The organism is Pseudomonas sp. Z3-8 (genome assembly GCF_051131975.1).
GTDB lineage: Bacteria > Pseudomonadota > Gammaproteobacteria > Pseudomonadales > Pseudomonadaceae > Aquipseudomonas.
Window position 1 is genome coordinate 1349135 of the sequence record NZ_CP071643.1, and the last position, 13335, is coordinate 1362469.

At 62.3% G+C, this 13335-nt stretch carries 12 protein-coding genes; 2 read left to right on the forward strand and 10 right to left on the reverse strand.

From position 1 onward, the window contains the following. Positions 1–9 precede the first annotated feature (9 nt). Entirely contained in the window at positions 10–819 is an 810-nt protein-coding gene (locus J3P94_RS06295) for a putative RNA methyltransferase (protein ID WP_434572092.1), read from the reverse strand. Continuing rightward, the gene (gene dapE, locus J3P94_RS06300; RefSeq protein WP_434572093.1) at positions 819–1970 is read right to left on the reverse strand and encodes a succinyl-diaminopimelate desuccinylase; all 1152 of its coding nucleotides are present in this window, start codon (positions 1968–1970) and stop codon (positions 819–821) included. Before dapE ends, J3P94_RS06295 begins: the two co-directional genes overlap by 1 nt. A 315-nt stretch (positions 1971–2285) precedes the next feature. Here dapE and tcdA point away from each other — a divergent pair, with 315 nt between their 5' ends. Further along, positions 2286–3098, forward strand: a complete 813-nt coding sequence (gene tcdA, locus J3P94_RS06305) for a tRNA cyclic N6-threonylcarbamoyladenosine(37) synthase TcdA (RefSeq protein WP_434572095.1) — start codon at positions 2286–2288, stop codon at positions 3096–3098. Between the two features lie 121 nt (positions 3099–3219). On the opposite strand, the gene J3P94_RS06310 is transcribed toward tcdA, so the two are convergent. From J3P94_RS06310 to J3P94_RS06325, 4 genes are all read right to left on the reverse strand, one after another. Beyond that, positions 3220–3624 carry a SufE family protein gene (locus J3P94_RS06310; protein ID WP_434572097.1) on the reverse strand — a complete coding sequence of 135 codons (405 nt, stop codon included), beginning with the start codon at positions 3622–3624 and terminating at the stop codon, positions 3220–3222. Further along, positions 3621–4826, reverse strand: a complete 1206-nt coding sequence (locus tag J3P94_RS06315) for an aminotransferase class V-fold PLP-dependent enzyme (RefSeq protein ID WP_434572099.1) — start codon at positions 4824–4826, stop codon at positions 3621–3623. The genes J3P94_RS06310 and J3P94_RS06315 overlap by 4 nt, the downstream gene beginning before the upstream one ends. 75 nt (positions 4827–4901) lie before the next feature. Then, a complete protein-coding gene (gene dapD, locus J3P94_RS06320) occupies positions 4902–5936 on the reverse strand; it encodes a 2,3,4,5-tetrahydropyridine-2,6-dicarboxylate N-succinyltransferase (RefSeq protein ID WP_434572101.1) in 1035 nt (344 codons plus the stop codon). Between the two features lie 33 nt (positions 5937–5969). Continuing rightward, the gene (locus J3P94_RS06325) at positions 5970–6332 is read right to left on the reverse strand and encodes an ArsC family reductase (RefSeq protein ID WP_434572103.1); all 363 of its coding nucleotides are present in this window, start codon (positions 6330–6332) and stop codon (positions 5970–5972) included. A gap of 299 nt (positions 6333–6631) precedes the next feature. On the opposite strand from J3P94_RS06325, the gene J3P94_RS06330 reads away from it, so the two are divergent. Next, entirely contained in the window at positions 6632–8275 is a 1644-nt protein-coding gene (locus J3P94_RS06330) for a Na+/H+ antiporter (RefSeq protein WP_434572104.1), read from the forward strand. 85 nt (positions 8276–8360) lie between these two features. On the opposite strand, the gene J3P94_RS06335 is transcribed toward J3P94_RS06330, so the two are convergent. From J3P94_RS06335 to J3P94_RS06350, 4 genes are all read right to left on the reverse strand, one after another. After that, positions 8361–8732: a helix-turn-helix domain-containing protein gene (locus J3P94_RS06335; protein WP_434572106.1), complete on the reverse strand. Its 372-nt coding sequence runs from the start codon at positions 8730–8732 to the stop codon at positions 8361–8363. 5 nt (positions 8733–8737) lie between these two features. Continuing rightward, positions 8738–9040, reverse strand: a complete 303-nt coding sequence (locus J3P94_RS06340; RefSeq protein WP_434572107.1) for a type II toxin-antitoxin system HigB family toxin — start codon at positions 9038–9040, stop codon at positions 8738–8740. 203 nt (positions 9041–9243) lie between these two features. Beyond that, positions 9244–10443 carry a succinyldiaminopimelate transaminase gene (gene dapC / locus J3P94_RS06345; RefSeq protein WP_434572109.1) on the reverse strand — a complete coding sequence of 400 codons (1200 nt, stop codon included), beginning with the start codon at positions 10441–10443 and terminating at the stop codon, positions 9244–9246. 138 nt (positions 10444–10581) lie between these two features. After that, positions 10582–13284 (reverse strand): [protein-PII] uridylyltransferase, encoded by a 2703-nt coding sequence (locus tag J3P94_RS06350; RefSeq protein WP_305499088.1) that lies wholly within the window; start codon positions 13282–13284, stop codon positions 10582–10584. Between the last annotated feature and the right edge of the window lie 51 nt (positions 13285–13335).

The window sequence follows — 13335 nt, forward strand, 5'->3', positions numbered from 1 at the left end:
ATAAAAAGGTCATTGAAGAACGAAATAATCGTAGCGCATCGACACGCTCACCTCGAACGGCTCGGCCTGCTCGATCACGCTGGCGCGGCGTTCGGCGCTGGCGCGCCAGCCGTGGGGCGTCATCGCCAGCAGATTGGCGCGATCCTGGCTGTTGTCGAGCGTGAGCTTGAACTCAAGGGTTTCACTGTGATCCAGCGCCATCCCCGACGGCACCAGGGCCAGGTGTTTGTCATCGGTGTATTCGCGAACCTCGTCATACAGCCGCTCGCGCAGCTCCATCAGGTGGCCGCTGGTAGGCCCGACTTTCATCAAGCCGCCGCCGGGGCTGAGCAGGCGCTTGGCCTCCTGCCAGTCCAACGGGCTGAACACGCTGGCGAGGAACTGGCAGCAGCCGTCCGCCAGCGGCACCCGCGCCATGCTGGCGATCAACCAGGTCAGTTGGGGGTTGCGTTTGCAGGCGCGCTTGACGGCTTCGCGGGAAATATCCAGGGCGTAGCCATCGGCGTCGGGCAGGGCGTCGGCGAGTTGCGCGGTGTAATAACCTTCGCCACAGCCAATGTCCAGCCAGCGTCCGGGCGCACGTTCGGCGGCCAGTTCAGCCAGGCGCCGGGCGACCGGGGCGTAATGGCCAGCGTTGAGGAAATCGCGGCGGGCCTCGACCATCGCCTGATTGTCGCCAGGGTCGCGGCTGTTCTTGTGCTGCACCGGCAGCAGGTTCAGGTAACCCTGCCGCGCGCGGTCGAAACGATGCCCGGCGGGGCATGCCACGCCGTTGTCCACCGCATTCAAGGGTTCATTGCAGATCGGGCAGGCGAGCATCAGGCGAGCAACTTGATGAGCGTCTTGTAGTAGATCTCGGTCAGCACGTCGAGATCGGCGGCCAGCACGCGTTCGTTGACCTGGTGGATCGTCGCGTTGACCGGCCCCAGCTCAACCACTTGAGTGCCCATGGTCGCGATGAAGCGACCGTCGGAGGTGCCGCCGCTGGTGGAGGCCTTGGTCTCGCGGCCGGTGACGTCCTTGATGCTCGACGACACGGCGTCGAGCAGTGCGCCTGGCTCGGTGAGGAATGGCAGGCCGGACAACGCCCAGTCGATGTGCCAGTCCAATTGATGCTTGTCGAGGATGTCGGCGACCCGTTGCTGCAGACCTTCGACGGTGGATTCGGTGGAGAAGCGGAAATTGAACACGGCTTCCAGGTCACCGGGGATCACGTTGGTCGCGCCGGTGCCGGAGTTGAGGTTGGAGATCTGGAAACTGGTCGGCGGGAAGAAGTCGTTGCCGTGATCCCAGTGCTCGGCGGCCAATTCGGCCAGGGCAGGCGCGGCCAGGTGGATCGGGTTCTTCGCCAAGTGTGGATAAGCCACGTGGCCTTGCTTGCCGCGCACGGTCAGTTTTGCGCCGAGGGAGCCGCGACGGCCATTCTTCACCACATCACCCACCAGCGTGGTGCTCGATGGTTCGCCGACGATGCACCAGTCCAGGCGTTCCTGGCGGGCCTTGAGGCGCTCGACCACGGCTTTGGTGCCATGGTGGGCCGGGCCCTCTTCGTCGCTGGTGATCAGGAAGGTGATCGAGCCCTGGTGATCCGGGTAGTCGGCGACGAACCGTTCGGCCGCCACTACCATCGCCGCCAGGCTGCCTTTCATGTCCGCCGCGCCACGGCCGCAGAGCATGCCCTGTTCGTCGATGACCGCATCGAACGGGTCGAGCTGCCAGGCCTGTACCGGACCGGTCGGGACCACATCGGTGTGACCGGCGAAGCACAAAACCGGACCGTCATGCTTGCCATGGCTGGCCCAGAAGTTATCCACATCCTCGATACGCATGGGTTCGAGCTTGAAACCGGCGTCGCCCAGGCGCTGCATCATCAGTTTCTGGCAATCGGCATCCACCGGCGTCACGGACGGACGGCGGATCAGGTCGCAGGCGAGTTGCAGGGTCGGCGAGAGGTCGGCGTGGGCCGTCATGGAAACTCCGGAATATAGTGTGGACGCAAGGCTAGTGCTGGCGCGGGCTGGTTCGCGCAAAATGGCGGTTATCTTATAGCAAAACGATCGCCATGGGCCGCCGCTCCCCTCAGTTGGAACTCAAAACCTGTGGGAGCGAGCCTGCTCGCGAAAGCGATTTGTCAGTCAACATTGTTGCTACTGATTTGACGCCTTCGCGAGCAGGCTCGCTCCCACAAGAAATTATTGGGTGAGAACATTTCGCGATCGGTCGCCTGAGGCTCGAATTACCACGGCAAAGCCCTATAATGCGCGCCGGTTTTTGGGGTAATGGTCATGAGTACAGAAGATCCACGGTTCGCCGGCATCGCCCGTTTGTATGGCATCGAAGGCCTGGAGCGCCTGCGGGCGGCGCATGTGGCGATTGTCGGCGTCGGCGGCGTTGGTTCCTGGGCGGCGGAAGCCATTGCCCGTTGTGGCGTGGGCGAGATTTCGCTATTCGACCTGGATGACGTCTGCGTCAGCAACGCCAATCGTCAATTACATGCCCTGGACAGCACCGTCGGCAAGCCCAAGGTCGAAGTGATGGCCGAGCGGCTGCGGGGGATCAACCCCGATTGCACCGTGCACGCGGTGGCCGACTTTGTCACCCGCGACACCATGGCCGAGTACATCACGCCGAACATCGACTGCGTGATCGACTGCATCGACAGCGTCAACGCCAAGGCTGCGTTGATCGCGTGGTGCAAGCGCCGCAAGATTCAGATCATCACCACCGGCGGCGCAGGCGGGCAGATCGACCCGACGCTGATCCAGGTCTGTGACCTCAACCGTACGTTCAACGATCCGCTGGCCTCCAAGGTGCGCTCCACCTTGCGCCGCGACTACGGTTTCTCGCGCACCGTGACCCGTCATTACAGCGTGCCCTGCGTGTTCTCCACCGAGCAATTGCGCTATCCGAAACCGGACGGCAGCATCTGCCTGCAGAAGAGTTTTGTCGGCGACGGCGTCAAGCTCGACTGCGCTGGCGGGTTTGGCGCGGTGATGATGGTCACCGCGACGTTCGGCATGGTCGCGGCGACCAAAGCTGTGGACAAGATCGTCGCGGGTGTGCGGCGGCCGGCGGACCGGCTTAAGCCCAAGGTTTGAAGGTGGGGCTGATGGCCTCATCGCGAGCAAGCTCGCTCCCACATTGGATCGGGCTGAATGCGGTATTTGCGTATATCCTGATCCCCTGTGGGAGCGAGCTTGCTCGCGATGCTCTTGGCGGTTATCCAGCCAACTCGAACATCCGCTTCAACACCGCATTCAAGCCATTGCTGCGCGAAGGCGACAACTGCCGTGACAACCCCAACTGATTGAACCAGTCCGGCAAGTCGACCTGGCGCAAATCCTCAGCCGACAACCCGTTGACCCGCGCCAGCAACAACGCCACCAACCCGCGTATCAAGCGCGCATCGCTGCTGGCGGAAAACTGCCAGTGCCCATCATGCAGCCGACCCACCAGCCATACCTGGCTTTCACAGCCGTTGACGAGGTTGGCCTCGCACTTGTCTGCATCGCTCAGCGGTGGCGAGCGATCCCCCCACTGCATCAGCAGCCGGGCGCGTTGCTCCCAGCCGGAGGCGTCCTGGAAAATCCGCAATGCCGCAGCGGCATCGGCAGGCAGGCTCATCGCAGCATCTCCAGGGCCTGATCCAGCGCCTCGAAGAACCGTTCGATATCGGCGGAGTCGTTGTACAGCGCCAGCGACACACGAATCGCCCCGGAAAGCTTCAATTGCTTGAACAGCGGCATTGCACAGTGATGCCCGGCGCGCACGGCAATGCCTTGCTCGGTCAACAGATGCGCCAGATCAGCGTTATGAACGCCTTCGACGCCGAAGCTGACCAGCGCCAGTTGTGGGTTGCCCACCAGCCGCACGCCGTTGCGCGCCAGCAGGCCGTGAAGCAGATAATCGTGCAGCGCGGTTTCATGGTCGATAACCGCCTGCCCGTCGAGATTGGACAGATAGTCGAGCGTCGCTCCCAGGCCGATCACGCTGGCGGTGGGCGGCGTGCCGGCTTCGAAACCCAACGGCGCCGGGCGGAACGTGGCGCTGTGGTAATCAGCCGTTTGCACCATTTCGCCGCCGAACTGCCAATGACGCAGTCGAGCGAGGGCGTCGGTACGGCCGAACAGCACGCCCAGGCCTTCGGGACCGTAAAGCTTGTGGCTGGAAAAAACATAGAAGTCGCAGCCCAGCGCCTCCACATCATGGCGACCGTGGACCACGCCCTGTGCGCCATCGACCACCGTCAGCGCACCTTGCGCCTTGGCCATCGCCAGCAACGCCGGCACCGGTTGCCAGGTGCCAAGCACGTTGGACAACTGGCTCACCGCCAGCAGGCGGGTGCGCGGACCGATCAGCCTGGTGGCGGCCTCTGTATCGATCACCCCGTCGGCATCCAGGGGCAGCACCACCAGCGCCAGCGAGCGGCGCTCGGCCAGTTGCTGCCACGGCAGCAGGTTGGCGTGATGTTCGAGGGCACTGATGACAATCTCATCGCCCGGGTTGAACAGGTGTTCCAGCCCATAGGCCAGCAGGTTCAGCGCCGACGTGGCGCCGTGGGTAAAAACGATCTGTCCGCAATTTCCCGCATTGAGCCACTGGGAAACCTTGAGTCGGCTGTCCTCGAACGCCTGGGTGGCCAGTGCGCCGGGCAGATGCTGCGCCCGGTGCACGTTGGCCGCGCCGTTGGCGTAGTAATGCGCCAGGGCGTCCAGCAGGGCTTGGGGTTTCTGTGTGGTGGCGGCATTGTCCAGATAGGTCTGGCCTTGCCGTTGCAGGGCGGCGAGGGCCGGAAAATCGGTACGCCAGGGGGATGGAATCAACATGCTTTCGGGCCCTGCTGGAGTTACGCCGGACCCTGCGGGAGCAAGATTGCTCCCACAGGTGAGGTGTGAAGCGGTTCAGTTATGCGCGTGCAGTGCTTCGTTCAGCTCGATGGCCGACTTGTGGGTCTTGCATTCCACTGCGCCGGTCTCGGAGTTGCGACGGAACAGCAGGTCCGGCTGGCCGGCCAGGTCGCGAGCCTTGACCACTTTGACCAATTGGTTGTTCTCATCCAGCAGCGCAACCTTGGTGCCGGCCGTCACGTACAGGCCCGACTCCACGGTGTTGCGATCGCCCAGCGGAATGCCGATGCCGGCGTTGGCGCCGATCAGGCAACCTTCGCCAACCTTGATCACGATGTTGCCACCACCCGACAGGGTGCCCATGGTCGAGCAACCGCCGCCCAGGTCCGAGCCCTTGCCGACGAACACACCCGCCGAGACCCGGCCTTCGATCATCCCCGGCCCTTCGGTACCGGCGTTGAAGTTGACGAAACCTTCGTGCATCACCGTGGTGCCTTCGCCCACATAGGCGCCCAGGCGCAGGCGCGCGGCGTCGGCGATACGCACGCCGGCCGGAACCACGTAGTCGGTCATCTTCGGGAATTTGTCCACCGAGAACACTTCCAGCAACTCGCCACGCAGACGGGCTTCGAGCTGGTGCTCGGCCAGTTCGGCCAGGTCGATCGCGCCCTGGCTGGTCCAGGCCACGTTCGGCAGCAGTGGGAAAATGCCGGCCAGGTTCAAGCCGTGGGGCTTGACCAGGCGATGGGACAGCAGGTGCAGTTTGAGGTACGCCTCGGGCGTGGAGGTCAGTTGCGCATCTTCGGCCAGCAGCGTGGCGACCAGCGGCTTGTGGCTTTCAGCCAGGCGGGTCAGCAGCTTGGCTTGCGCGGCGTCGACGTTGCGCAGCGCTTCAGCCAGTTGCGAGGCCTGGGCCGTGGTGAACGTGATGGCCTGGTTGCCTTCGCTGTAGCCAAGGATCGGCGCGATGGCGGCAACGATCTCGGCCGACGGGTTGAGCAGCGGTTGGGCGTAGAAGACTTCCAGCCAGGCGCCTTCACGGTTTTGAGTGCCGACACCGAAGGCCAGGCTGAACAGGGTAGTGGACATGAAAATTACCTCAACAAAATGGACTGGGCAGGCTTACTTGATCTCTGCCGCATAGATATCTGGCTTGAAGCCAATCAGGGTTCGGTCACCGAGATCGAGCACCGGGCGCTTGATCATCGAGGGTTGGGCGAGCATCAGTTCGATGGCTTTCGTCTGGTCGAGATCGGCTTTGCGTTCGTCGTCGAGTTTGCGAAAGGTCGTACCGGCACGGTTCAACACCACTTGCCAGCCATGCTCGTTGCACCATTGGGCCAGGTGCTCACGGTCGATGCCGGCAGTCTTGTAATCGTGAAAGTCATAATGCACCGCGTGTTCATCGAGCCAGGTGCGGGCCTTTTTCATCGTGTCGCAGGCTTTGATGCCGAAAAGGTGCAACGTTTTGCTTGAATCGGTCAAGGAACTGCCCCCTTTGCAGGTGCTGGAAATAAAAGGTGAAGGATTATGCCATGACCGGACGGTTTCGCGGCGGCCCAGATCGTCATGCATTTTCGAACCTGTGGGAGCGAGCCTGCTCGCGATAGCGGTTATTCCGTCGACGGCAATATGACTGACCGAGCGCCTTCGCGAGCAGGCTCGCTCCCACAGGAGGTGGATTGCGACATAGGTGTAACGGCCAGGCCAATGCTAAGCGGTTAATATGGCACTTCAACGGCAAGCTGTTGCCGGATGTGTGTGGCTGTCACTGGAAAGTTGTTATGCAAAGCGCCTATACCGTCCTGATCCTGTTGATGCTGGTGGGCGTCTCGCGCCTGGTCGGACGATTGATCCCGCTGCCGTTGCCCCTGGTGCAGATCGCTGCCGGCGCCGTGCTGGCCTGGCCATCGCTGGGGCTGCATGTGGCGCTCGATCCCGAGTTGTTCCTGTTTCTGTTCCTCCCGCCGTTGTTATTCTCCGACGGCTGGCGCATGCCCAAGCGCGAGCTGTGGCGCCTGCGCGGGCCGGTCCTGACGCTGGCGGTCGGGCTGGTGTTGTTCACGGTGGTCGGCGCGGGTTATTTCATTCATTGGTTATTGCCGAGCATCCCGTTGCCGGTGGCCTTCGCCCTGGCGGCGGTGCTGTCGCCGACCGACGCGGTGGCCGTGTCGGCAATTGCCCGGGACCGCTTGCCCGCGCCGTTGATGCACATGCTCCAGGGCGAGGCATTGATGAACGATGCGTCGGGCCTGGTGACTTTCAAGTTCGCTGTGGCAGCGGCCATCACCGGGGTGTTCTCCCTGGCCAGTGCCAGCCTGACTTTTGTCCTGGTCGCTGTCGGTGGCCTGCTGGTAGGCGTGGCCCTGAGTTGGCTGGTGGGCCGTTTGCGGGCATGGATGATTGCCCGGGGCTGGGACGACCCCGCTACTCATGTGGTGTTCATGTTGTTGCTGCCGTTTGCCGCTTATGTGCTGGCTGAACGCCTGGGTGCCTCGGGCATTCTCTCGGCGGTGGCGGCTGGGATGATGCAGAGCTGGCTTGACCTGCTGCCGCGCCAGACCGGCACGCGGTTGCTCAATCGCAGCGTCTGGGCGCTGTTGGAATTTGCCTTCAATGGCTTGATTTTCTTGCTGCTGGGCTTGCAACTGCCGGACATCATCAAAGCCGTGACCAGCCACGAGACCACGTTGTGGCCGATGTTGTTCTACCGCTGCCTGGATGTGGTGGCGATTTTCCTGGTGCTGCTGGTGTTGCGTTTTGTCTGGGTGCAAAGCATCTGGCGCTTGTCCGGGCTGTTGCGCCGCTGGCGCGGCAAGGGCGAGTTGACCCTGGTGCCGACCGCGCGCTCTTGCTGGTTGCTGACGTTTGGCGGCGTGCGCGGGGCGGTAACGCTGGCGGGCGTGATGTCGGTGCCGTTGCTGTTGGAGGCGGGGGAGGCGTTTCCTGAGCGCGACTTGCTGATCTTCATCGCTGCGGGGGTGATTCTGCTGTCACTGGTCGCCGCTTGCATCGCTTTGCCCCTGCTGTTGCGCGGCGTCGAGAAGGGGCCGGACGACAAACGCCGCAACGAAGTCCGTGAGGCCTGGCGTAAAACCGCTGAAGCGGCGATTCATGCCTTGGAAGTGGAGGAACCGGCCGAGACAGCCGCGCCTGACGCGGCCACGGCGGCTCTGGCGACGGAGCTCAAGGCGCGGCTGATGTCCGAGTATCGTCATCAGCTTGAGGTATTCAACGACTCGGCCGAAGCCCAGGCGCTGGCGTTCGAAATGGACCTGCTGGAGCGCCGGCTGCGTTTGAAGGCGTACCGAGCGCAGCGGTTGGAGCTGTATCGCCTCAGTCGCCAGCACCAGATTGGCGATGATGTGTTGCGTGAGGTGCTGGCGGAGTTGGATCTGGCGGAGGCGAATTTGGGGTTGGGTAAATAAATACTCCTCTGGTATGTCTTTCTCTTCGGTTGAGGCCATTTCTTGTCCTTGCTGGTTTGAAAAAGCCCGGCGGGCCGGGCTAGTATCAGGCAGCTTTTATTGGCTTTATCAGGCTTTCTGCTGGGATGCCGAACATATCGTGAAGCTTCCAGATCATTGGCAGAGTTAACGAGCGCTTACGGTTGAGCACCTCGTATACGCGGTTCGTTTTTCCGATAGCCGGAGCAAGATCGGCCGCGGTGAGTCCGGATTGCTCCATGCGAAACTTGATGGCTTCAATTGGGTCGGGCAGATCCACCGGGAAATGCTTGGCTTCATATGCCTCGATCAGAGTGACCATGACTTCGAAAGCATCGCCTTCCGGGGTGCCAGGTTCAGGCTCATTCTCAAACAGGGGAGAGATCTCTTTGAGAGCTACCCGGTATTCTTCATCGGTGCGGATTGGGCGAATGTTCATGATGATTACTCCATTTCCACGGTGTTTGCGTCGATCTCATCGTATCGGCGATGAGTGCCGACAAACTTGATGTACACAGCGCCGAAGCGGTAGGCAATGGCGACCACCAGGCGGTAGTCGTTACCCTTGATGTTGAACACCACGCGGCGACTCTTGAGAATGCTTGCGTTACCGTATTGCGCCTTGATGTCGTTTGGGTTGGTCCAAGTGGCTTTTTTGGCATCGTCAAGCCAAGCCTTAAGTTGCTGTTCGGAATCTGGGTATTTCTCCCAAAAGGCTTTCAGATGACTGAGGGCGATAATTCTCATGGGTGAGAATGTAGTCCCAGGGTGGGACTTTTGCAAGCATTCACAAGCAGCAGCCCATGACCGCAATTTGCTGTACGGGCAGCGTGTTGTATGGATCGAATGCATCAGACAGATTGAGTTGTCTGCTTTTAGGGCCGCTGCGCAGCCCAACGGGAGCAAGCTCCCTCGCCACGACAGCGGTCCGTTTCGGCTCGATAGAGCCATCAACCCCGGCGCTGGATGAATGCGCGGATTCGTTCCGCCGCTTCCACGCATTCGGCCAATGGCGCGACCAGGGCCATGCGCACGCGACCGGCGCCGGGGTTGACGCCATCCACATCGCGCGACAGGTACGAGCCTGGGACGACCGTCACGTGTTCCTGTTCGAACAGGTCACGGCAGAATGCCGCGTCGTCGCCGGCCACGTTCGGCCACAGGTAGAAGCTGCCGTCGGGGCGTTGCACGTCGAGCACCGGGTTGAGGATTTCCAGCACCGCGTCGAATTTTTCCCGGTACAGCGCGCGGTTGGCCCGGACGTGCACTTCGTCGTTCCACGCGGCAATGCTCGCCAATTGGGTCTGAACCGGCATCGCGCAACCGTGATAGGTGCGGTAGAGCAAAAAGCCCTTGAGGATGTCGGCGTCGCCAGCAACGAAACCGGAGCGCAGGCCCGGCAGGTTGGAGCGCTTGGACAGGCTGTGGAACACCACGCAGCGCTTGAAGTCCTTGCGACCCAGTTCGACGCAGGCGCTGAGCAGGCCTGGCGGCGGGGTCTGTTCGTCGAAGTAGAGCTCGCTGTAGCACTCGTCCGCGGCGATGACGAAGTTGTGCTCGTCAGCCAGGGCGATGAGCTTCTTCAACACGTCCACCGGAATCAAGGCGCCGGTCGGATTGCCCGGCGAGCAGAGGAACAGGATCTGGCAGCGTTTCCAGATATCCGGCGAGACGGCATCGAAATCCGGGTTGAAGCCGTTCGTGTCCAGGCATGGCAGGTAGTGTGGCTTGGCCCCGGCCAGGAACGCTGCGCCTTCGTAGATCTGATAGAAAGGGTTCGGGCTGACGACCAGGGCGTCATCGCCACGGTTGACCACGGTCTGGGTGAAGGCGAACAAGGCTTCACGGGTACCGTTGACCGGCAGCACATGGCGCGCCGGATCGAGCCAGCCGTCTGGCACGTTGAAGCGCCGCTCGCACCAACCGGTGATGGCTTCGCGCAGCTCGGGGATGCCAAGGGTGGTCGGGTACACGGCCATTTTTTCCAGATTGCCGGCCAGGGCTTCAGCCACAAAAGCGGGCGAGCGATGCTTGGGTTCGCCGATGGACAACGCGATCGGGCGCTTGTCCGGATTGGGCGTGACGCTGCCGAGCAAGGCGCGAAGCTTCTCGAACGGGTAGGGCTGGAGCTGGGACAGGGCGTTGTTCATCGGGGGCCTCGTTCAATGTGGGCACTGCCCCTTGTGGGAGCGAGCCTGCTCGCGAATACGCTGTGTCAGTCGACAAAATCCTTGACTGATCCGCGGCTTTCGCGAGCAGGCTCGCTCCCACAGGGGGAATATGTTCGTTCAGATGCTGATGCGCGTCAGGTTGATGTCGGGTTCCTGGTTGACGCTCAGGTGCCGCACGATCGCTTCCTGCAAACGGCTACACAGCTGCGGGTCGGACAGCGGCTGGTTATGGGCGTCGGTGATGAAGAATACGTCTTCCACCCGCTCGCCGAGGGTCGCGATCTTGGCGTTCTGCAGCGACAGGTCGAATTCCAGGAAAATATGGCCGACCCGCGCCAGCAGGCCCGGGCGGTCCGGCGCGCTGAGTTCCAGCACGGTGACCTGGCGCTGTGCGTCGTTGTGGATCGTTACCTGCGGCGCAAAGGCGAAATGCTTGAGCTGGCGCGGCACCCGGCGCTGGATGATGGTCGGGTAGTCCGCGGGGTTGCGCAGGGCTTCGGTGAGTCCATCGCGAATCTGCTTGACCCGCGCCGGGTTGTCGCCGATCGAGTCGCCGTCAGTGTCGAGCACGATGTAGGTGTCGAGGGTGAACTGGCTGCTGGACGTGATGACTCGGGCGTCATGGATGTTGAGGTTGAGCTGGTCCATCGCCGCCACGGTCACGGCGAAGAAATCGTGCTGGTCCGGGGCGTAGATGAAGATCTGCGTACCGCCCTCGAATTCGCGCTGGGTGGTTTCCTTGATCAATACCAGCGGACCGCCATCGGCCGGCTGCTGGAGGATCGCATCGGTGTGCCAGGCCACATCGCCGGCAGTATGGCGCAGGAAGTAGTCATCGCCCAGTTGCGACCAGAGTTGCTCGACATCATCCGGATCGGTGCCGCCGCGTACCAGGATGTCCAGGGCCGCGCTCTGGGTGCGGCGGATCTGTTCTTCGCGATCCACCGGGTTTTCCAGACCACGGCGCAGGGCACGCTTGGTCTCGGTGTACAACTGGCGCAACAGGCTGGCGCGCCAGGAATTCCACAGGGTCGGGTTGGTGGCGTTGATGTCGGCCACGGTCAGCACGTAGAGATAATCCAGGCGGGTTTCATCGCCCACCGCCTGGGCAAAGTCGTGGATCACCTGCGGGTCGGACAAGTCCTTGCGCTGGGCGGTGGTCGACATCACCAGGTGGTTCTGCACCAGCCAGACGATCAGCCGGCTGTCCCACACCGGCAACTGGTGCCGCTGGCAGAACGCCTCGGCATCCACCGCGCCAATCTCCGAATGGTCGCCTTGGCGGCCCTTGCCGATGTCGTGATACAGCCCCGCCATGTAGATCAGCTCAGGCTTGGGCAGCTTGGCCATGAGCTTGCTGGCCAGCGGGAATTTCTCCGACACCTGGGTGTACTGCAACTTGCGCAGGTGTTTGATCAGGTTCAGCGTGTGCGCATCGACCGTATAGATGTGGAACAGGTCGTGCTGCATCTGCCCGACGATGTAGCCGAACTCCGGCAGGTAACGCCCGAGGATCCCATAGCGGTTCATGCGCCGCAGGTTGCGGTGCACGCCGATCTTGCACTTGAACAGTTCGATGAACAGGCTGGTGTTGCGAATATCGTGGCGGAAGTCGTCATCGATCAGGTGACGGTTTTCCCGCAGCAGGCGGATGGTGTCGGCGCGCACGCCCTTGATTTCCGGCTGCTGGGCCATGAGCACGAAAATCTCGAGCATGGCGAACGGCGTGCGGCGAAACACGTTGGCGTGGCGCGCCTCGATGTAGCCGTCGTGCAACTGGAACCGGGAATTGATCGGCTGCGGCGGCGCCTCGTCTTCCGGCGCGAGGATGACTTCCTCGAAGTGCTGGATGATCAGTTCGCTGAGCTGGGCGATGCTCATCACCACGCGGTAGTACTGCTGCATGAAGTTTTCGATGGACTGCTTGGCGTCCTGGCCTTCGAAACCCAGCAGGCCGGCGATGGAGCGCTGGTGATCGAACAGCAGGCGATCCTCGGAGCGCCCGGCGAGCATGTGCAACGCGTAGCGGACCTTCCAGAGGAATTCCTGGGACGAGGCCAGCAGGGCGTTCTCGCTTTCTACCAGGAAGCCTTCGCCGGCCAGTGCGCGCAGGTTCAGCGTGCCGTACTGGCGACGGGCGACCCACAGGATGGTCTGGATGTCCCGCAGCCCGCCTGGCGAGCCTTTGACGTTGGGTTCCAGGTTGTACTCGGTATCGTTGTACTTGTGATGGCGAGCCTTCTGCTCGGCGCGCTTGGCCAGGAAGAAGTCCTTGCTCGGCCACATGTGCGCCGTGCTGGTGACGTCGAGCATGCGCTGGCGCAAGCGCTCGGGGCCGGCGATGGTGCGGCTTTCCATCAGGTTGGTGATCACCGTGAGGTCGGCGCGGGCCTCGTCGGCGCATTCCTGCACCGAACGCACGCTCTGGCCGACTTCCAGGCCGATGTCCCACAGCAGCGTGAGGAAACGCTCGATGGAATCACGAAAAATCTCGTGGTCGGCGCTCTCCAGCAGGATCAGCAGATCGATATCGGAGTAGGGGTGCAGTTCGCCGCGCCCGTAGCCGCCCACGGCCACCAGGGCGATGTCGGCGTCCTCGCTCCAGTTGAACTGCTCCCAGGCCTTTTGCAGGATGTTGTCGACGAACCAGGCGCGGTCCTCGATCAGTCGACGAATATCGCGGCCACTGCGAAAGCGCTGGTCGAGCACTTCGTGGGCCTGGCGGATCGCCTTCTTGAATGCCGAGATGGGGCTTGCCTTCAGGGCCAGTTCAGCCTGGAACTGGCCGCGGTCGAAGAGTTCGGGATCCACCTGCGGCATTGAATGGCTTTCCTTTCTATCTATATCTATCGGATCGGTCAGGCTGGGTTC

Excerpts from the sequence above, each read along its gene's own strand:
- tcdA (WP_434572095.1), top strand. The coding sequence starts at position 2,286 with ATGAGTACAGAAGATCCACGGTTCGCCGGCATCGCCCGTTTGTATGGC.
- dapE (WP_434572093.1), bottom strand. The coding sequence starts at position 1,970 with ATGACGGCCCACGCCGACCTCTCGCCGACCCTGCAACTCGCCTGCGAC.
- J3P94_RS06335 (WP_434572106.1), bottom strand. The coding sequence starts at position 8,732 with ATGAACATTCGCCCAATCCGCACCGATGAAGAATACCGGGTAGCTCTC.
- J3P94_RS06340 (WP_434572107.1), bottom strand. The coding sequence starts at position 9,040 with ATGAGAATTATCGCCCTCAGTCATCTGAAAGCCTTTTGGGAGAAATAC.
- J3P94_RS06330 (WP_434572104.1), top strand. The coding sequence starts at position 6,632 with ATGCAAAGCGCCTATACCGTCCTGATCCTGTTGATGCTGGTGGGCGTC.
- dapD (WP_434572101.1), bottom strand. The coding sequence starts at position 5,936 with ATGTCCACTACCCTGTTCAGCCTGGCCTTCGGTGTCGGCACTCAAAAC.
- J3P94_RS06310 (WP_434572097.1), bottom strand. The coding sequence starts at position 3,624 with ATGAGCCTGCCTGCCGATGCCGCTGCGGCATTGCGGATTTTCCAGGAC.
- J3P94_RS06350 (WP_305499088.1), bottom strand. The coding sequence starts at position 13,284 with ATGCCGCAGGTGGATCCCGAACTCTTCGACCGCGGCCAGTTCCAGGCT.
- dapC (WP_434572109.1), bottom strand. The coding sequence starts at position 10,443 with ATGAACAACGCCCTGTCCCAGCTCCAGCCCTACCCGTTCGAGAAGCTT.
- J3P94_RS06315 (WP_434572099.1), bottom strand. The coding sequence starts at position 4,826 with ATGTTGATTCCATCCCCCTGGCGTACCGATTTTCCGGCCCTCGCCGCC.
- J3P94_RS06295 (WP_434572092.1), bottom strand. The coding sequence starts at position 819 with ATGCTCGCCTGCCCGATCTGCAATGAACCCTTGAATGCGGTGGACAAC.